The following is an 18073-nucleotide window of genomic DNA, read 5'->3' as shown; positions in this document are numbered from 1 at the left end:
ACGCAGGACCGTGGCTGAGCGAGCGATGTGAGTGGGAATCGATAGGGTTATCTTCGACCGTGAGGGGTACCGCCGTGATTGGCTTAGGCACAATTTTGAATATTGCCACGATCCTCATTGGGGCAACTCTGGGTGTGCTAATCGGTAATCGTCTCCCCGAACGAACAACGCGCGTCGTGACCGATGCCTTAGGGCTCATCACCGTCGTGCTCGGGGGCCTGAACATCATGGCGCTTGCGGATAAGGACTTCACAGCAGCTGTCGGCACCGGCTTTACGTTGCTCATCGTGTTGGGGGCCCTGCTCATTGGCGGGATTGCTGGTTCGCTCCTGAACATCGAGGCGACGTTGGAACGATTTGGCGCCTGGCTGCAACGACGGTTCTCCTCGGGCAACGTCAACACCGGCAATTCGGCAGGCAAGGTGCGCTTCATCACCGGTTTTGTCGACTCCTCTCTCGTCTTCTGTATCGGGCCCTTGGCCATTCTCGGGGCGCTCAGTGACGGGACGGGCAACGGCATCGATCAGCTCGCGCTGAAATCCACTCTCGACGGATTCGCGGCGCTCGCGTTCGCCGCATCGCTGGGGTGGGGCGTCGCGGCTTCGGCCCTGCCGGTCGGGCTCTGGCAAGGGTTCTTGACCTTGCTGGCATTCTGGATGGGCTCAGTCATGTCGACGGCTGTCATCGCCTCGATTACCGCCACCGGTGGTGTTCTTCTCCTGGGGGTGGGCTTGCGTCTACTGAAGATCCGCCAGATTGCCGTGGGTGATTTGCTCCCGGCGCTCGTGGCCGCGCCGTTGCTGACGCTCTTAGCCGTGACACTAACGCCCCTTTTCGCCCAATAACCCATTAGCCCTTTAACCCTCTGTGAGCTGTTGCGGGGGAGCGACCCCGCATAGGCTGGGATATACGTTATTCGACAGACTCAACTGAGGTGATAGTCATGGGCTCAACCGTTTTTGAACGACAGCCTGCAGCAGCCAGTGTGGTGACACACTCGCTCGCAAAAACAATTCTGGCCCCCTTCTGGACCCATGACGCGCCGCGGGCAGCAGCCATGCCTGCCCTCGTCGGCCAAGAAAAGGCATCCCTCGTCATTGTGGGCGGCGGCTACACCGGGCTCTGGACGGCCTTGCTCGCCAAGGAAAGGGAGCCAGACAGGCGGATCATTGTGCTCGAAGGCAAGACGTGCGGCTGGGCAGCCTCCGGTCGAAACGGTGGCTTTGTCGAATCCACACTCACACACGGTGAATCAAACGGGCGCACCCGTTTTGCCGCCGAATACGATCAACTTGACCGTCTCGGCTTGGAAAACCTCGACGAGATTGAGGCGACCGTCGCCAGGCTCGGGTGGAACTGTGACTTCGAGCGAAATGGTTCCTTCGCCGTCGCGACCGAGCCACACCAAGCCGAAGGCATATCTGAGGATGCTGATGGTGACCGCACGGTCTTTCTCAACGAGAAAGAAATCCAGAAAAAGGTAGCCTCCCCCACGTACCTCGCGGCAATCTTCGAACCGCGAGAGACTGCCCTGGTTCACCCCGCCAAGCTAGCGAACGAGCTGATGACCTCGTGCCTAGCCGCCGGTGTCGAGATATTCGAGCACTCGCCCGTGAAATCCATCACAGCAGAGCGTGACGGCATCCGCCTCACCCTTGCCGACGGTGAGGTCCGCGCCGATCGCGTGGCATTGGCCACCAACGCGTTCCCGTCGCTGCTGAAGCGCTACCAGCTGCACACGGTTCCGGTCTATGACTACGTTCTCATGACCGAGCCGCTCACCGCCGCTCAGCTGAAGAGCATCGGCTGGAAGGGCCGTGAGGGCATCGCCGACATGGCCAACCAGTTCCACTACTACCGTCTCTCCCCCGACAACCGCATCCTTTTTGGCGGCTACGACGCGATCTATCACTACGGTGGCCGTATCCGCAAAGAATACGACGACCGCCCCGAAACCTTCACCAAGCTCGCGAGCCACTTCTTCACGACCTTTCCTCAACTGGAGGGCCTGCAATTCAGTCACCGCTGGGGTGGGGTCATCGACACGTGCAGCCGGTTCAGCGCCTTCTTTGCGACTGCCCATCAGGGCCGGGTCTCCTATGCCGCGGGCTTTACCGGTCTCGGGGTTGCTGCCACGCGCTTTGCGGCCAACGTCATGCTCGATCAACTTGCGGGACTCACCACCGAGCGCACGCAGCTCGAGATGGTGCGCAAGATGCCCCTGCCGTTCCCGCCGGAGCCCGCTACATACCCGGCTGTTCAGGCCACACGTTTTGCCTTGAACCGGTCGGACCACAATGGCGGCAAACGTGGCCTGTTCCTCAAGACACTCGACTCCGTCGGTCTCGGCTTCGACTCCTAATGAAAGTAACGTCCACAATGTTTCCTGAAACCTTCATGGCGGATGCTGCCAGCCTCACGCTCTCCAATACTCCCGTTCCGGCAGCTCAGGTTGTCGCCGGCAGCCCGTTCACAGGTTCGGCGGTGTTGGGCGATTGGGGCGGTAAGGAACTCGGCGTCTGGCAGATGACTCCCGGCGAGATGACGGATGTCGAGGCCGACGAGCTCTGCGTGATCCTCAGCGGCTCGGGCATGGTTCATCGTCAGATTGGTGGAGAGACTGTTCAACAGCCCCTCGTTCCCGGTGCCGTCTTCGCCCTTCTCGACGGCGAAGAGACCCTCTGGGTTGTCACCGAGACGGTGCGCAAGGTGTATTTAGCCTAGGCGACACCGCCAACGACAACGAACTGCCCAACGACCTCACCACGCGCCCAACGAGCGAGGGCGACAACAATCGAACCGTAGCCTCCGCGCCACTCACTGTGCACGCGGGTGAACTCCGCCTCGGCCACGAGGGTATCGGCAACAAAACCTGTCGGTGTCGCTTCGCCCGCAACGGGAGCTCCGTTGACCGTGACGGCAACCTCAGTGGCATTAGTGATGAGTTCTACGTGCACGGGAACCATGCCGTTTGCGACCTCGCCCATCGTCACGTTCACCACCAGTTCGGGTGTGTCAACTACAGTCACGCCATCACGCGCGTTCCACCGAATGCCCCCAAGCTCCGGCGTGCGTGGGGGCGCGATACGGCGATTGCGCTGGTGGTCAAACGCCCACGCGTAGCTAAGAAGGTTGGTGTCGTCGTAGCCGCGGCCGGCGAAGGTCAGCCCCACGGGCATCCCGATATCGTCCATGACCCCCATAGGCGTTGTGACGGTTGGGATGCCGAGGTGCCGCAGAACGAGGTTGCCGTTGGCCACCCAGGTTCCATTGCGCCAGCCCAATTTGGTGGAGGCGGGATTCACGTCCATGTCAGCCGGGCCGACATCCGCGACGGCCGGAAAGACCACGGCATCGAGGCCGAGGCCATCCATCCACTGCTCAAGATCGAGATGACGTGCCTTCTCCAGACCTCGGATCCCCTCCGCCAGATCCGGAATCTGCTCCAGGGCGGTGATGCCGTCACGCTTGGCGCGGTCCACGTACTCCTCCAGCGGCACGTCTTCGGGGGCGAAGCGGTGCAGGTGGTCGTCGTAACGACCGGGCAATGACCCTGTCGGAACCGGAAAAATTTTGTCGCGATCGACCTGCGCTAAAGCGTTCAGGTGTGGATCATTGTTCGCTTCGAGAAAGTCATGCCAGCCGAACATCGCAAGTTCCCAGAGCTCGTGCTCCGCGAAGTGCTCCGGCACTAGCCCACGCGCCACGAGACTCTTGGCACCTTCGCCATGGCTCTCGTAGTTGGTCACCACGGGAAAGTCGGTCTCGATAACCTCGGCACCGAGCGCTTCGAGGTCGGCACGTGCGGTTTCCCACAGGGTCACCACCGAGGCCCGCGTCTCGATGGGATCTGTGGTCTCCGTGTCGGCATTGATGTACAGGCGGGGAATGGCGATGCGCTTGCCGCGAAGGGCATCCGGATTCATAATTTCTGGATACGACGTGGGCCGCAGCGCAGAGGCGGGAGGTGTCGTTATCCAGGGTTGAACCCGCCAAAAATTTCCGCGGAGAACAGGGTCATCGACGACCACGGTATCGAGCACCGCGAGTATGTCGTCCATGGTGCGGGTGTGCGGAACCACAACATCCATGGTGGGAACCAGCGGCCAGTTACCGCGCGTGGAAATGATGCCACGGGAGGGCGTGTAGGCGCAGAGCCCATTATTGGAGGCGGGGGCGCGGCCCGAGGACCAGGTCTCCTCCCCCAGACCGAAGGCCGCAAAACTGGCACCCGTTGCCGTGCCTGATCCGTTGGAAGACCCTGACCCAAAAGCGGCGGTCAGAAAGTTCGCGTTATACGGGCTCTCCGCGCGACCATACACACCGCGTTGCATCCCACCGTTTGCCATCGGCGGCATGTTGGTGAGTCCGAGAAGAATGGCGCCGCCCGCCCGCAGTTGCGCGATGGTGAAAGCATCATCCGTTGCCACAAGATCTGCAAAGGCTGGCGACCCCGCCGCTACGGTCAGCCCCTTAGCCTTGTAGCTGTTTTTGGCTGTGTAGGGAATGCCGTCAAGGGTGCTCCGGATCCCACCGTTTGCTCTACGTTCATCGGCGGCTCGGGCTTCCTCAAATACCGTGGGACTCAAAATGGGGATGGCATTGAGCGTAATGCCGTGACGGTCGTAAAACGCGATGCGGTTGAGATACTCGGCCACGAGTTCGACGCAGGTAATGTCTCCCGCGTCGAGGGCCCTCCGAAGCTCAGCGATGCTCTTCTCAACGACAGGGAATTCAGTGGACATTTTTATCCGATCGCTCGTTTTTGCACGTCTGCGAGGCATGCACAACATTCCGCCGCGCAGTGTGCCCGTGGAGGGCCGTACCGCGTGCTCTACGACATCCTAGAAGACCCGGCTCGCTTCATTATTCTTCCTATTTGGCGAACGCGCGGCTAAGTTGTACCAAAGAACTCACTTTAGGAGCCGACACTATGGTCAAGAACAACCGAACGAATGAGAATGACCTTCGCGATGCCGTCAAGGTTAAGGCGCAACTTGCCAAGGAGCAGGCCGCGCAGATGAAGGTTCGCGAGGCCGAAGAAGAAGAGCGCGAGGGCGGTCACCCCGTGTCGTAGGTTGTGACGGCCCATCTCACTGCGGCAATTTTAACCAGTAGTTTTCTGAACGCGGAGACGGATAACGCGATAGAGAATACCGGCGACGATCACGCCGAGGCCAACAATGCTGGAGAGCGGCGGGAGCGTGGCCACCAGCACAAGGCAGCTGATAGCACCGAGGACTTGCAGCACTTTCGGGTAGCGGCGTTTCTCTGGAGTTTGCGTAAACGCAGCGACATTGGCGATGACGTAATACAGCAGCACGCCGAAGGACGAGAACCCGATTGCGTCACGGAGGTCGATTGTGAGCACGAGAACGCTCATGATAATCGCGAGCGCGATCTCGGCGTGATGAGGCACTTTGTGAACCGGATGCACCGCTGCTAACCACGTGGGAAGGTCACGGTTGCGAGCCATCGCCAGCGCTGTTCGGCCGACCCCGGCGACCAGACCGAGAAGCGCGCCAAGGGCCGCCGCGGCCGCGCCAATTCGAACGAGGGGTGCCGCCCAAGCGGCGTTCGAGGCGTTCACGATATCCACGAGTGGTGCGACAGCGCCCGCCAGTTGAGTGGGCCCGATGGTCAGCAAAGCCGTGATGGCGATGAGCGCATAAACCACCAAGGTGATACCCAGTGCCATCAGGATGGCGCGTGGGATTGTCGTGGCAGGGTTTCGCACCTCTTCGCCCATGGTCGCGATGCGGGCATAGCCGGCGAAGGCAAAGAATAAGAGACCCGCGGATTGCAGAATCCCGTACCAGCCGTTATCCAAAAGACCGACGGGGAACACCGGGGCATTGGCGGTAGCACTGCTTTGAGGGCTACCGATACTAGTGAGTCCGGTGATCACGACGATGGCGAGCACGATCAGAACAATCACCACGATCACGCGGGTCAGCTTGGCGGTGCGCGTGATGCCGAAGTAGTTCACGGCGGCGAGCGCCACGATGGCCGCAACGGCAACGGGCTTCTCCCACCCGGCGGGCGCCGCGTAAGCGGCGAAGACGAGCGCCATGGCGGCTCCGCTGGCCGTCTTGCCGATTACGAAACTCCAGCCCGCAAAGAACCCCGACCACTCGCCGAGCTGCTTTCGGCCGTACACGTAGGTTCCCCCCGACGTCGGGTATTGGGCTGCAAGCTGCGCCGAAGCTGTGGCGTTGCAGAATGCGACACCCGCGGCAATGGCGAGGCCGATCAGCAGTCCGGCACCAGCGGCAGCAGCGGCCGGAGCAAACGCGGCAAAAATTCCCGCCCCCATCATCGACCCGAGACCGATCACGACGGCGTCTGTGGTGCCGAGCTTTCGGGCCAGTGTTGGGCTAGATGTCATTTGTTGAGAATGCTACCTTGCCGAGGTAAACCAGCATCCGCAGTGTTGCTATTTTGGCCGGATGGCACTCTCGATGGATTTAATCTTGTCAAGGAGAGCACTGATCATGGCATCCTGAGATTCTAAATGCACCTGGATTTCCTTGGCTTCCTCAAGGATTGCCCCAGCATCTTCGTAGGTTGCCGCCGAGCGTTGATCCGAGGCCGCTGCTTGCAGGTTCTGGCCGACAATAATGATGGGAAGTAAGACGAGCTGCAGAAAGGTTTGGGCGATCCACGCAACGATGATGATGGGTTGCCCGCTCACAATTGCCGCCGGGAGGCTCACCAACGTGATGGCCGCGAAGACATAGGCGGCCCACATGGTGCCCACCGACTTCGTGACCGCCAGACCAATCCTGTTATTGAAGCGCGCTATCGCCGTGTCCCCATGAAGCGAAAGGGCTGCCTCGCGAACTTTCGGAGGCCCCTTAACGGCGCGGTCGGTGATGTGCTGGGGCTGAGAATAGTTATAGATATCACTCACTGCGCGTTCTCCTTCAATCGGCACGATGCACTCATCGTAGGGGCCCGCAGTCGTGAATTCGCTCAGTGGCATCAGCGCCTGCCGAAGTAGTCCTTCTCCTCACGCTCTTCGTGAAGGCGGGGAGCACCAAGGGCTCCTCCCCCAACGTGTCGGAGATGTACGCGGTCCACGAGGCGCAACGCGAGTTTGCGCTTTTGCTCAGCTGGTCCGGCGGCACCGTCGCCAACAAGAAGACTGGAGGTGCACGCTGGAACCTGGAGGACAAGTTTCGCCTCGCTGAGATGTTCTGCGTCTCTCTTGGTTACATGGTCGGCGAAGAGCCCCTCGAATCGGCCGTGGCTGTGAACGCAAAAACCGCCGAAGGATCTTCGACGGTTTTTGCTGGTGGAGCTTCCTTTGTAGCTGGAGCGGGGTACGATCCCGCGACCTCACGATTATGAGTCGTGACCGGATGCTGTTCAATCACGGTGATACTCATCAATTCGCGTCAATTGTGGGCAAAATGTGGGCACGGAATGGGGCTACTGTGTTGGGTCTTCCAACTCGATTCACGCGTCTGACCTGGTGGGCCTCCGTGGGAGTTCGTCCTAAGGGTGGGGTACAAGAATGTTCACGACAACTCAAAATGAATTTCAGTCTCGTTACCAAGGCACATTGGCGCTGTGCCGCACGTTTCCAGCTGAGAGGATAAGTCTATGCTTCATGCCTTTATCGACGAGTCCTACACAGACAAGCGCTACTACCAAGCAGCACTCGTCATCAAGGAAGAGAACCTCCACCGCCTTGGAGAAGCCATGCTCAAGGCTAGCGAGTACGCCCAAGGGTTTGGCATTAGTCCCGGCGTGGAGTTTCATGCCCATTCGCTCATGTCTGGGCAGGACGGCTGGGAACCCGTGGCGCAAGCCGCAAGGGCAAGCCTGAAAATTTATTCATACACGCTTGATTTGATTTCGAAGCTGCCCGCACGGATATTTATCGAAGGTGTTGATATTCCTCGGCTAAATGCCCGTTACAGTTACCCTGATTTCCCACACACCGTCACTCTCAGACACTTGTTTGAGGAAATAAACGACTTCGCTGGCAGTGAAAACCGTCGAGTTCACGTCACATGTGATGACATCGGTGACTATAAGACCCACCTTAGAGATTTTGATTTCTACAAAAAGGCGAACACCCCGGGTTATAAGCCAAATGACTTGCAGTACCTTGTGTCGCTCAAGTTTGATGATTCAAGAAAGCATGACGGGCTTCAAATCGCTGATCAAATCGTCTATCTATATCGGCGAATGGATGCTCACACTGAGACAAACCCTAAAACCGACATGGCAATCAGCAAAATGTGGGGGTCGATCCGGCCCATCGTCAAAAAGCATCGAAGGTGGGACCCCTAGCCTTTAAGCACTGACGGCCCCGCATCGCGGGGCCTCAGGCATACAACGCCTCGGTAACCGATTCGTCGTACATACAGATTAACACGGTTTTATCCATGATGGAAGTATTGAATTCCCGAACATTCCGGAAAAGACGCGTGTGCCGACCGCAATGATAGCTCTTGGACCAAAACCGTTCGCTCAACGACAGGAAGCCTGGCTGCAAACAATCGGGGCGCAGGTTCACCCGAGCTATTAAGATCTTCGGAATCCAATGGCGGGACCATTCCAAATTATCGACTGAGAAAATTGTCCTCCACGGACCTTGCGTGCGAAGCGACAATCGAATCATTTCGCGGGCTAAAACAGTCCGCAAACGATGGTTTACAGACACCGCGAAGACAGTGATTCCGTTGCCTGTGAATCGCCGCGATATGTAGCCGTTTTCTCTCAGCGCTAAATGTCACCTCGCGGCCTGCGCGATGAGGATTTTGGAATGAGAGTTTCGTCGTGGGACTGTTCAGTAGGCGGTGGGGATCACGCGGTAGATCAGTTCGCCGTGGAGGATGGAGATCCAGCCGTCTTTGCTCGCGGCCCATTCTTTCCACGCGTCGCCGATCTCCTGAAGATCTTCTGATGTCGCTAGTCCCGATTCGATGAGTTGCCCTGCAATCGCCGAGTTGAGGATGCGGTCGGCCCACATGCCTCCCCACCAGGCTCGCTCGGCGGGGGTGGAGTAGCACCAGGTGCTCGAGGTAGCGGTGACTTCCTCAAGCCCAGCGGCGTGAGCCCACGAAAGTAAGCGGCGTCCAGCGTCTGGCTCACCACCGTTGGCTCGCGCAGCGGCGCGATACAGCTCAAGCCACCTATCGAGAGCCGGGATCTGCGGCCACCAACAGAAGCCGGCGTAATCGCTGTCGCGCACCGACACGATGCCGCCAGGCTTAGTGACCCGCGCCATCTCGCGCAATGCCTGCACGGGGTCGGCGATGTGCTGCAGCACTTGATGCGCGTGGGCTACGTCGAAGGTGGCATTGTCGAACTCAAGAGCGTGAATATCTGCACGCGAAAAATCGATATTGGTCACGCCTCGCTCGTTCACTGTCGCCCGGGTCAAATCGAGCTCGTCTGTGCCGATCTCGGTCGCGGTGACGCGCGCGACCAGGCCGGCAAGATCTGCCGTGATCGTTCCGGCTCCGGCGCCGACGTCAAGCAGATGGTCCGTTGGCTTCAGCAGCGGGAGCAGGTAAGCGGCGGAGTTCTCGGCCGTGCGGGAACGGTGCGACCGAAGAACGGAATCATGGTAACCGTGCGTGTAGATCGTCATGGAAGCTCCTTCAACTTTTCGGGTCTCGTCTCCCTCAGCTTGGCGAGCCAACCGGGGAGAGAGAAGACCGTAATCTTCCTAGGAGCGCCGCACCCTTGTTTGGCGAATGCAGAGGAGACCGACTGATGTCCAATGAGCTTGGTGAATTCCTTCGCGCTCGACGAAGAGACGCAGAACTGGAGCCTCTGACGAACACCGGTGCGAACCGCCGCCGGGTAGCTGGATTGCGCCGCGAAGAAGTAGCGGCCGCATCGGGCATTAGCGTCGACTACTACACGCGCCTTGAGCAAGGACGAGAAACACATCCCAGCGATGCAGTGCTAAATGGTCTCTCGCGCGCACTCCAGCTAGGCGTCGATGCCAGCGAGCATCTCTACCGACTCCGTTCGGCGATCTTGCCGCCCCGGAGCGTGCGCGGAGATGAGTTCATACTCGGTCAACGCATGGCGGCTCTGGTCGAGGCCGTCCGGCCAAACCCGGCCTACGCACTCGACCGGCTGAGCAACATGGTCGCGGCGAATCCTGAGGGCCTGGCGCTCTACGACGGGTTTGCCGATCTCCCGCACGGGGAGCGAAATACGTGTCGTTACCTCATGACTGAAGATCGGGCGCGAGAGATCTTTGTCGAGTGGGAGGAAGTTGCGCGCGGGGCCGTCGCCCACCTCCGTGCGGCCAACGCCGACAACCTTCACGACACCGAGTTGCAGGCGCTTGTTGCTGAGCTACGCGAGCATAGCCCCTTGTTCGAGGAGTGGTGGGACGAGCACATCGTAGAGCGCCGACGAGCGTCGCTCAAGCACCTACGCACCCAAGACGGCGGGACAATTGCCCGCCGCTACGAAGTACTGCATCTCCCCGACGAAGGGGTGCGCGTAACTATTTGGCTTCCAGGAACTTAGCGGGGTCGGAAAACTTCTGAGTCCTTGTCGCGACATAGTCAACCGCTTCGGGTACAAGCGGGCCGTGACCGCTCCTGCTCCCATCGGCTGTACGCAAACAACCGTTTATATTACAGTTGTCAAGATTACAATCCAACGCATGGTTATGGGAGTTGAACCCGGTTTCTTGGACACTTCCAGTTAGGTGACTACGGTCATCTTTGAAGCGGTTTTCATGCCTAAGGCTCACCCAATGGAGTTTCGGCGAGGCGCTTATTGTGCTCCTGTGCTTCGAGCTCGAAGGTGAATTCGTTCGCCTTGTTTGCCGAACATGCTCAATATTTCGACCGGACCGTTTCCTGAAGCTCCAAACCAGTGCGGATTTTTGGTGTCGAACTCTGCAGCCTCACCGGAACCCATCACAATGTCATGTTCGCCCAGGACGAGTCGTAGTCGTCCTTGAAGCACATAAATCCATTCGTAACCGCCGTGGGTGCGGAGGATGGGTTTGAGATCGTCGGCCGCGATCGTGATTTTAAACGCTTGAGGCTCACCTGGTTGCTGCGACAGCGGAGTCAGAATCCGCCCATCTGTACGAGTGGACTTCTGAGGGACCCGCGGGTCCTCAACTCGGGGCGAGGAGACGATCTCATCGAGAGCAACCCCCAGCGCCACCGCGAAGGGAAGCAGAAGTTCGAGGCTCGGCTTCCGCTGGCCCGACTCCAGTCGCGACAACGTGCTCTTCGAGATTCCCGTTGCCGCGGCAAGCACTTCCAGCGTGATGTCTTTCTTGTGTCGCAGTTGGCGAAGACGGGGAGCGATCTGAGTGAGTTCAGTCTCAATACGTTGAGAGGCACTCATGACCTCATCAAACCAGCTTTTTCCTATTTTGGCAACAACACTCCCACTTTTTCGTTGACTGCTGAGACAGTAATCGTGGAGGTGATAATCGTGACTAATCAAGAACATCACGACGTCATAATAATTGGAGCGGGCGCTGCTGGTCTCAGCGCCGGACTTGTATTGGCCAGAGCGCAAGCCAACGTATTACTGATTGATGCCGGGAATCCACGCAACGGCGGAGCGGCAGAGATGCACGGCTTCGTGTCCCGCGATGGGCTTTCGCCGACGGAATTCCTTGCTATCGCGCGAAACGAAGTGATTGGCTACGGCGCAACCGTACTTTGCGCATCCGTGCGCTCTATCGAGCGGGAGATCAACGGCTGTTTTACCGTCACCCTCAGTACGGGGTTGGTGACATCGGCACGAGCACTATTGATAGCGACCGGACTGACCGATAAACTGCCCGCCATCGCTGGGGTGCAAGACCGGTGGAGCACCCTGGTTCACTACTGCCCGTACTGTCACGGTTTCGAAGTACTCGATAAGGCCATCGTGGTCATTGGCGGTCCGGTTCGCGAGATGTCGATCAAACAGGCTGGCCTTCTTCGAAAGTACAGCGACCGAGTCACCTTCGTGACTCACGGCATCGAACTCACCGATTCGGAACGCCATCGCCTTGAGGCGTTTGGAGTCTCTGTGGTCGACGGGGCGATATCCCGCCTCGTCGGCCATACCGGCGAGATCGATGGTGTCGCACTGGCCGGAGGAACGATCATTGCGTGCGAAGCGGTGTTCATTGCGCCACCCCAGCGGCCGAACGACGAACTCCTTCGAGACCTCGGCTGCGCTGTCGATCCCGATTCTGATTTCATCACCGTCAACCAGATGGGCCAAACCACTGTGCCCGGTGTCTGGGCGGCCGGCAACGTCGTGACCCCAACCGCCCAAGTCATTACTGCGGCAGGAGCCGGAAGTGCTAGTGCCATCGCAATCAACGGATGGCTGCTGAACAAGGATCTCGACGACGCATCCGCGCACGTCGCCCACAGCTGAGATCCCTCAGCTACCACCCAACGAAAGGACCATCACTATGTCACTCTCAACCGAAATGGTCGCTGCTCAAATCTCGGCGCCCAAGCCGCCATCCGTCCATGCCCGCGCCATCATCACCTGGATTGCAATCTTCCCCCTCGTGACTCTCGGTTTCTTTGCTATCGCCCCATTCGCTGGCCAATGGAACCCAGTGCTCCGCGCTTTCGTTCTCTCTATCGTCGTCGTCCCAGTTGCGGTCTACCTCGTAGTACCGCAACTCATGCGGATCTACGGAAAGATCCGAACCGTCCGGCGCTAGCTTCTTAAGCCGGTCCTAAAGTGCACCCCACCGCAACATAGCCAGCGGCTTGAGTGCTAGCAAATGGAGCTGTTAGAAACCTCTAAATTGCGCAACGTGACCAGAATGGATCATCTGAGGACACCTCTCAACGTGGACCGTCCCTGATTTCTTAACGATTTCTTTCTGATAAAAGGATGCAGTTATGCCTAAGAAATTCCCAACAGAGGTTCGTGGTCAAGCAATTTGCAGACTACAGATAACGCCTGAAAATGCAACCGGCAAGTCTTGCAAGGAATGCTCGGTCATGCGTCTGTAGCCATAGCTCTCGATGTGTACTCAGGTCTCTTCGACGATGACCTACAGCGTTTCAACTGCCCTAGATACTGCCTAACGCGCAGCAAACGTGTTCATTTGTGTTCAGCCTGTCCTTTTAGGACAAAGACCCCTCTACTCCCTCTTATACAAAGAGATGTAGAGGGGTAAGACTTGGCGAAGGCAGAAGGAACCGTCCCGAGGCCCTTTTAGCGTGGTCACGTTTCTGGAAAATACAGTAAATACAAGGCTTAACGGCATATTTGGGTTTGTGCGAAGTGGCACGGTTTCAGAAAAGTGTGTTCATTTCGTGTTCATTTCTTTGCCTGAATCGTAGAGGCGCCATAATTCTGATCCGAGTGAGCCCGACAATATCTTTATAGCACGGGGCTACGGGACGTCAACCTTGCCTACCGCCGAAGAACAGGCAATACGAGGCGATCTGTACCTTGTGGCTTAACACCCACGTGCGTAGTCGTTGATTGAATTTGAGATAAGTCCGTCGGAAAGGTTTACCAAAACATAGGGGACATGCAACGTTTCACGAAACTGCCTATCTGTTGATAAAGGCGAGGCTCTCCCGGAGCAGATCATCATTACTCTCGCGCCTACGGAGTGCATACTAACGGGCGGCTTGTGAATTCGTGAAATATCCGACGTTAGCGGCTGGTGGGGTGCTGACCCGAATTCTGGGTGGTCCGAGGTTCGTGTCCGCGCCGGTAGCTGCTCGGTGTCGAATCGAGGGTGTCGCGAAACTCGTTGGTGAGGTGTGCGTGGTCGGCGTATCCGAGGTCCGCAGCGATCGCTGCGACAGCGGTGCTCGGTTGGGTTCGGAGGGTTTCTGCGGCGGTTTGGAGGCGGCGTCGGCGGATCAGTGTCAGGGGTGATAGCCCGAAGTATTTTTCCGCTATTCGTTGCACTGTCCGCACCGAAACGTGGAGTTGTTTTGCTATATGTTCGACGTAGATGAGCGAGGGGTCCGCGTCTATGAGGTCTGCCATCGTGTTGGCCTGAATTCCAGCTGGCGTGGGTAGGGTGATGTTGTTGACGATCCATGCGCTGTATGCGGCGACTGCGCGAGAACGGTTTGTCTGAGCTTCTCGCGGTGCGGTCATCTCGGCCGAGATCGCATCGCACAGGTCGGGCGCATCGATGTTCATTTGGGTATCACGTATGGTGCTCGGTTTTGTGAGGAAATGGGGCATGGCTGCTGGTCGCAGTAGTGCCCCGACGGCCCACCCTTGGCCGGTGAGTTCCCGAAAGGATGGCCCGGTTGGGGGGCCGACGAGTGCGACAGAGCCGGCTTCAACTACGAGGTTGGAGGCTGCGAACGGGAGAAGTTCCTGGCGTGACACGAGCCCGTCCGCGATGTTCCATTCCGGGATCCAGAACCACCGGACGAGCCCCGAAACGTGGGGTGGTGCTGGGATTCGGTGCAGAGTCGGAAGTCGTGTCGGGTACAGAATGCCACGCCATTCGTTTTCCACAGTCTGCTCTCCTGATAGTCGAAAATACTGTCGTGAATGATCAAGCGGGTTCGGCAGGCGCCCGGCTAGTTTCATTTTATGACTGAATCCATTGCCCAGACAGTAGCCGCGCACGGCGAGCACACGACGAACGGTGTTCCACACGGGTCTTCGAGCCTGACACCATTTCTGACGATCCCGAGAGCGAAAGAAGCGGTCGAGTTTTATCGTGACGTGTTCGGCGCGCGAGTGGTTGATGTCGTTGAAATGGGCGGCAATATCGTACATGCGGAGCTCGATTTCGGTGAGGGCCGACTACAGCTCGGGGAACCGAACGAAGCCTACGGGCTGGTACCCGCACCGGCGGGCGACGGGGATTGCTATTCCATAGGTCTTTATCGCGATGATGTCGACGCTGTCGTGAAACGCGCGGAGGCCGGTGGCGCGGTCATACGCGAGCCGCTCAGCACTTTCGTCTCCGGAGACCTATTCGCGAGCATCCGTGATCCTTTTGGTGTTCGCTGGTCGGTCATGACGCGGGTTGAAGACATATCTGAGGAAGAGAGCGCGCGCCGAGTCGCCGCTTGGGTACAGACCCAAGCGGACGCCCAGAAGTGACGGGCACCCGTTCAAGACATCAATCTCGGGACACAAACCGCAGACCCGCGATCACCATCAATGCCGCCCCCACGTCTCGATTTCGATCATTTGCGGACAACAACGAGCGTTACAAAAGAGGTGCCTTGTGGAGTTTGACGCACTGTGGCGGTTTTCTGTGATTGCTTCGTGGCGGGCTCATCAGGCGCAGGCTTGTTCCTGATCGGAGTGTTTGATTGGCGAGTGGGGTTCAAGGTGCCTGCTGCGACGCAAAGTAGTGCCAGGGTCCGCTCTCTTTGTCCCGAGGGCCGTGTGCCTCGTCGTAGCCGGCTACTGCTTCCGGGTCCGAGGCTTGGGTTTCGTCGCTCCTAGAGCTTGGCTAGCCCGGTGACGATCCGTTGGGCGACGTCGTCGGGCCAGGGGAACTCTTTCGTGACCGGGCGTACGGATGCATAGCCGTGCAGGCCTGCCCAGAGGGCGGCCGCGTCGGCGAAGGTGTTGGTGCTCGCGGAGGAGCCTTCCGCTGCGCACCGATCAAGGGCGGAAACAAACAGGTTGAAGGCGTCCTGGCCGAGGGTCGCCACGGCATCGTCGCCGACCGATGCTGAGGACTTAGCCCGCGACGCATCCCACGTCCCGCCGAAGAGGATCCGGTATCGCTGGGGCCGTTCGAGCGCGAAAGAGAGATACGCGTCGCAGATCGCTCGCAATTCGTCGGCGGCGGACTCGGTGCCCCTGGCTTTCGCGGTGGACAGGTGGACGCTGAGCTCGTCGAAGGCCGCTCGGACGACTTCGAGCAGGATCGCATCTCGATCGACGAAGTGCGCGTAGATCGATGGTGCAGCGACGCCGACCCGTCGCGCCACCGCGCGCAACGTGATGCCGTCCTCCGTCGCACCCTCGTCGAGCATCGCGGCCGCGGCCTGGACGATCTCCTCGCGCAGGCGGGTCCCCTCGCCCCGCCGGTTCCGGGCTCGTTGGTCAGCTGTCGAAGTGGTCATGAAAAAAAACTATCAGATGACTTGACACAGCATAAGGTTACGACTGTAAGGTTACGAATGTAAGAACAACCAGTCACCTTCACTTCGAAGATTTCGTCCGCATTCGCCCTCTCTGAAAGGCACGATCATGACCACGTTGACAACCGCCCCGACACCGATCTCCACAGGCGTCCCAGCCGTTACGCCGCGAAGCACCCGACGCTGGGTTGCGCTCAGCTTCCTGGCGCTCGCCCAGTTCCTGGTCATGCTCGACGCCTCCATCGTCAACATCGCCCTCCCCGTCCTCGGCGAGCACCTCCGGATGGACACCGTGGCACTGGCGTGGGTCATCACCGCCTACGTCCTCCCGTTCGGCGGGCTGCTCCTCCTCGGTGGCCGCCTCGCCGACCGTTACGGGCACCGCCGGCTGTTCCTCATCGGCACCATCGGGTTCGTGAGCGCGTCGATGCTCGCCGGACTGTCCATCTCGAGCGGGATGCTGCTCGGCGCACGAGCAATCCAAGGGGCATCGGCAGCATTGCTCGCCCCCGCCGCCCTGGCACTCGTCACGCAGCTCTTCCCCACCGCTGCGGACCGCACCAAGGCGCTCGGCATCTGGGGCGCCGTCGCCGGCATCGGCTCGGCAGCAGGAGTTCTCCTGGGCGGCGTCCTCACCGCAGCCATCGGCTGGCAAGCGGTCTTCTTCGTGAACGTGCCCATCGGCCTCATCGTCATCGCCTTCATTCCTCGCCTTATCACCCGCGACCCCGCCACCACCCGCACCCCGCTCGATTACCCGGGTGCTGCGACCATCACCAGCGCCCTGGTCGCCGCCGTCGGCGCACTCAGCGCGGTCGATCAGCTCGGATTCCTGCACCCGCTGACCCTCGGACTCGCCGCTGCCGCGGTCATCCTCGGTGCCGCCTTCGTTCTCATCGAGCGTCGGACCGCCGCCCCTCTGGTCCCACTCACGGTCTTCCGCAACCGCAACCTCACAGCAGGAAACCTCGTGATGCTGCTCGTCGGAGCAGCGATGGTCGCACTGTTCTTCGCACTCTCCGTCTACATGCAGGCCGTCCTCGGCTACGACGCCCTGACCGCAGGACTCACCCAGCTCCCCCTCGCCGGCGCACTCGTCGTCGTCGCCGGAATCGTCCCGACCGCCATCGCCAAGGTCGGTGCCAAGAACACTCTGATCGGCTCGCTCGTCGTGCTCGCCGGCGGCCTCAGCTGGCTCGCCACCTCCCCGAGCGACGCATCCTTCGCCATCAACATCCTCGGACCGAGCCTCCTGATCGGCATCGGCCTCGGTGGAGCATTTGTCACCGCGACCCAACTGTCAGTCGACGGCATCACAGGCGGCGAAGCAGGTCTCGCCGGCGGCCTCGTGAACACCAGCCAGCAGATCGGTGGCGCCCTCGGCCTCGCCATCCTCGCGACCATCGCCACCGCCCGCACCGGCGCCCTCGAGGCTGCAGGATCCCCGGCAGCCGACGCCCTCACCGCCGGCTTCTCCTGGCTCTTCCTCGGAGCCGCGGCATTCGCAATCACCGCAGCAATCATCACGGCACTCCTCGCCCGCCTCGCACGGAAATCCCTCGCCTGAGCCGATCCCACAGCCGAGCTGCAACCCAACCCCTCCCACACCCCATAACCACCAAAGCCGAAGGAACATTATCATGAACATCACCACCAAGAACAGAAAGACCACCCCCGTCCCCGAGCGCGGCTCGGCATTCACCGCCCGGGCATCGTCGGACCATTCAGCTGCAGCCCACCACCGGACACCGCTCTTCATCCACATCGCCGCCTGGAGTGTCCCCGTCCTGCTGCTCGGCCAGTTCGCGCTCGTCGCGGTCCTCCCGGTCGCCGCCATCGTGATCGGCTCATTCGCCTCCCCACGCGCCCGCGCCCTGCGCTGGCGCGCTGGCCTCCTCGCGGCCGTCTACGCAGCACCACTCGCCCTCTGGATCATCCGTCCAGACGGTGCGCAGAGCCTCTCCAAAGACATCAGCCCCGTGTCCGTCGGCCTCATCGTCGCAGCCTCGGCGGTG

General features: G+C 59.8%; 18 protein-coding genes and 1 pseudogene. 12 read left to right on the top strand and 7 right to left on the bottom strand.

What is annotated here, in order from left to right:
* Positions 1 to 59 precede the first annotated feature (59 nt).
* From FB555_RS09690 to FB555_RS09680, 3 genes are all read left to right on the top strand, one after another.
* A complete protein-coding gene (locus FB555_RS09690; protein ID WP_343046450.1) occupies positions 60 to 845 on the top strand; it encodes a DUF554 domain-containing protein in 786 nt (261 codons plus the stop codon).
* A 98-nt stretch (positions 846 to 943) separates the two neighbouring features.
* Positions 944 to 2362 (top strand): NAD(P)/FAD-dependent oxidoreductase, encoded by a 1419-nt coding sequence (locus tag FB555_RS09685; RefSeq protein ID WP_182485279.1) that lies wholly within the window; start codon positions 944 to 946, stop codon positions 2360 to 2362.
* A 17-nt stretch (positions 2363 to 2379) separates the two neighbouring features.
* Complete coding sequence (locus FB555_RS09680; protein WP_182485278.1) at positions 2380 to 2724, top strand: cupin domain-containing protein; 345 nt, start codon at positions 2380 to 2382, stop codon at positions 2722 to 2724.
* Positions 2725 to 3056: 332 nt separating this feature from the next.
* On the opposite strand, the pseudogene FB555_RS09675 reads toward FB555_RS09680, so the two are convergent.
* A pseudogene (locus FB555_RS09675) lies at positions 3057 to 4745 on the bottom strand (amidase); the annotation flags it as partial.
* A 188-nt stretch (positions 4746 to 4933) separates the two neighbouring features.
* Between FB555_RS09675 and FB555_RS09670 the strand changes: the two are divergent.
* Positions 4934 to 5077 carry a hypothetical protein gene (locus FB555_RS09670; RefSeq protein WP_182485276.1) on the top strand — a complete coding sequence of 48 codons (144 nt, stop codon included), beginning with the start codon at positions 4934 to 4936 and terminating at the stop codon, positions 5075 to 5077.
* A 30-nt stretch (positions 5078 to 5107) separates the two neighbouring features.
* On the opposite strand, the gene FB555_RS09665 is transcribed toward FB555_RS09670, so the two are convergent.
* Both FB555_RS09665 and FB555_RS09660 read right to left on the bottom strand, forming a co-directional pair.
* The gene (locus FB555_RS09665) at positions 5108 to 6388 is read right to left on the bottom strand and encodes an APC family permease (protein WP_182485275.1); all 1281 of its coding nucleotides are present in this window, start codon (positions 6386 to 6388) and stop codon (positions 5108 to 5110) included.
* Between the two features lie 48 nt (positions 6389 to 6436).
* Positions 6437 to 6913, bottom strand: a complete 477-nt coding sequence (locus FB555_RS09660; RefSeq protein WP_182485274.1) for a hypothetical protein — start codon at positions 6911 to 6913, stop codon at positions 6437 to 6439.
* A 65-nt stretch (positions 6914 to 6978) separates the two neighbouring features.
* On the opposite strand from FB555_RS09660, the gene FB555_RS09655 reads away from it, so the two are divergent.
* Both FB555_RS09655 and FB555_RS09650 read left to right on the top strand, forming a co-directional pair.
* Positions 6979 to 7353, top strand: a complete 375-nt coding sequence (locus tag FB555_RS09655; RefSeq protein ID WP_182485273.1) for a hypothetical protein — start codon at positions 6979 to 6981, stop codon at positions 7351 to 7353.
* A 255-nt stretch (positions 7354 to 7608) separates the two neighbouring features.
* Positions 7609 to 8304 carry a DUF3800 domain-containing protein gene (locus tag FB555_RS09650; protein ID WP_182485272.1) on the top strand — a complete coding sequence of 232 codons (696 nt, stop codon included), beginning with the start codon at positions 7609 to 7611 and terminating at the stop codon, positions 8302 to 8304.
* Positions 8305 to 8803: 499 nt separating this feature from the next.
* Here the strand turns inward: FB555_RS09650 and FB555_RS09645 are convergent, their stop codons facing one another.
* Complete coding sequence (locus FB555_RS09645) at positions 8804 to 9610, bottom strand: class I SAM-dependent methyltransferase (protein ID WP_182485271.1); 807 nt, start codon at positions 9608 to 9610, stop codon at positions 8804 to 8806.
* A gap of 125 nt (positions 9611 to 9735) precedes the next feature.
* Here FB555_RS09645 and FB555_RS09640 point away from each other — a divergent pair, with 125 nt between their 5' ends.
* Positions 9736 to 10509, top strand: a complete 774-nt coding sequence (locus FB555_RS09640) for a helix-turn-helix domain-containing protein (RefSeq protein WP_182485270.1) — start codon at positions 9736 to 9738, stop codon at positions 10507 to 10509.
* A gap of 252 nt (positions 10510 to 10761) precedes the next feature.
* Here the strand turns inward: FB555_RS09640 and FB555_RS09635 are convergent, their stop codons facing one another.
* On the bottom strand, positions 10762 to 11349 hold the full coding sequence (locus FB555_RS09635) for a helix-turn-helix domain-containing protein (RefSeq protein WP_182485269.1): 588 nt from the start codon (positions 11347 to 11349) through the stop codon (positions 10762 to 10764).
* 90 nt (positions 11350 to 11439) lie between these two features.
* On the opposite strand from FB555_RS09635, the gene FB555_RS09630 reads away from it, so the two are divergent.
* Entirely contained in the window at positions 11440 to 12384 is a 945-nt protein-coding gene (locus tag FB555_RS09630; RefSeq protein ID WP_220475954.1) for an FAD-dependent oxidoreductase, read from the top strand.
* Between the two features lie 37 nt (positions 12385 to 12421).
* Positions 12422 to 12682 (top strand): putative antibiotic biosynthesis monooxygenase, encoded by a 261-nt coding sequence (locus FB555_RS09625; protein ID WP_182485268.1) that lies wholly within the window; start codon positions 12422 to 12424, stop codon positions 12680 to 12682.
* A 953-nt stretch (positions 12683 to 13635) separates the two neighbouring features.
* Here the strand turns inward: FB555_RS09625 and FB555_RS09620 are convergent.
* On the bottom strand, positions 13636 to 14463 hold the full coding sequence (locus tag FB555_RS09620; protein ID WP_343046449.1) for a helix-turn-helix domain-containing protein: 828 nt from the start codon (positions 14461 to 14463) through the stop codon (positions 13636 to 13638).
* Positions 14464 to 14541: 78 nt separating this feature from the next.
* On the opposite strand from FB555_RS09620, the gene FB555_RS09615 reads away from it, so the two are divergent.
* Positions 14542 to 15060 carry a VOC family protein gene (locus tag FB555_RS09615; protein WP_182485266.1) on the top strand — a complete coding sequence of 173 codons (519 nt, stop codon included), beginning with the start codon at positions 14542 to 14544 and terminating at the stop codon, positions 15058 to 15060.
* 347 nt (positions 15061 to 15407) lie between these two features.
* Here the strand turns inward: FB555_RS09615 and FB555_RS09610 are convergent, their stop codons facing one another.
* The gene (locus tag FB555_RS09610; protein WP_182485265.1) at positions 15408 to 16040 is read right to left on the bottom strand and encodes a TetR/AcrR family transcriptional regulator; all 633 of its coding nucleotides are present in this window, start codon (positions 16038 to 16040) and stop codon (positions 15408 to 15410) included.
* 127 nt (positions 16041 to 16167) lie between these two features.
* Here FB555_RS09610 and FB555_RS09605 point away from each other — a divergent pair, with 127 nt between their 5' ends.
* On the top strand, positions 16168 to 17625 hold the full coding sequence (locus tag FB555_RS09605) for an MFS transporter (protein ID WP_182485264.1): 1458 nt from the start codon (positions 16168 to 16170) through the stop codon (positions 17623 to 17625).
* A gap of 73 nt (positions 17626 to 17698) precedes the next feature.
* Positions 17699 to 18073, top strand: a 375-nt coding sequence (locus FB555_RS09600) for a hypothetical protein (protein ID WP_220475953.1), incomplete at its 3' end; no start/stop codon positions are given.

The sequence above is a fragment of the Alpinimonas psychrophila genome (genome assembly GCF_014137865.1).
GTDB classification, from domain to species: Bacteria; Actinomycetota; Actinomycetes; order Actinomycetales; family Microbacteriaceae; genus Alpinimonas; species Alpinimonas psychrophila.
Note: the sequence above shows the minus strand (reverse complement) of the source record. Positions and strands in the feature narration are given on the sequence as shown.

Excerpts from the sequence above, each read along its gene's own strand:
- FB555_RS09640 (WP_182485270.1), top strand. The coding sequence starts at position 9,736 with ATGTCCAATGAGCTTGGTGAATTCCTTCGCGCTCGACGAAGAGACGCA.
- FB555_RS09645 (WP_182485271.1), bottom strand. The coding sequence starts at position 9,610 with ATGACGATCTACACGCACGGTTACCATGATTCCGTTCTTCGGTCGCAC.
- FB555_RS09610 (WP_182485265.1), bottom strand. The coding sequence starts at position 16,040 with ATGACCACTTCGACAGCTGACCAACGAGCCCGGAACCGGCGGGGCGAG.
- FB555_RS09665 (WP_182485275.1), bottom strand. The coding sequence starts at position 6,388 with ATGACATCTAGCCCAACACTGGCCCGAAAGCTCGGCACCACAGACGCC.
- FB555_RS09670 (WP_182485276.1), top strand. The coding sequence starts at position 4,934 with ATGGTCAAGAACAACCGAACGAATGAGAATGACCTTCGCGATGCCGTC.
- FB555_RS09635 (WP_182485269.1), bottom strand. The coding sequence starts at position 11,349 with ATGAGTGCCTCTCAACGTATTGAGACTGAACTCACTCAGATCGCTCCC.
- FB555_RS09605 (WP_182485264.1), top strand. The coding sequence starts at position 16,168 with ATGACCACGTTGACAACCGCCCCGACACCGATCTCCACAGGCGTCCCA.
- FB555_RS09685 (WP_182485279.1), top strand. The coding sequence starts at position 944 with ATGGGCTCAACCGTTTTTGAACGACAGCCTGCAGCAGCCAGTGTGGTG.
- FB555_RS09680 (WP_182485278.1), top strand. The coding sequence starts at position 2,380 with ATGTTTCCTGAAACCTTCATGGCGGATGCTGCCAGCCTCACGCTCTCC.
- FB555_RS09650 (WP_182485272.1), top strand. The coding sequence starts at position 7,609 with ATGCTTCATGCCTTTATCGACGAGTCCTACACAGACAAGCGCTACTAC.
- FB555_RS09615 (WP_182485266.1), top strand. The coding sequence starts at position 14,542 with ATGACTGAATCCATTGCCCAGACAGTAGCCGCGCACGGCGAGCACACG.
- FB555_RS09625 (WP_182485268.1), top strand. The coding sequence starts at position 12,422 with ATGTCACTCTCAACCGAAATGGTCGCTGCTCAAATCTCGGCGCCCAAG.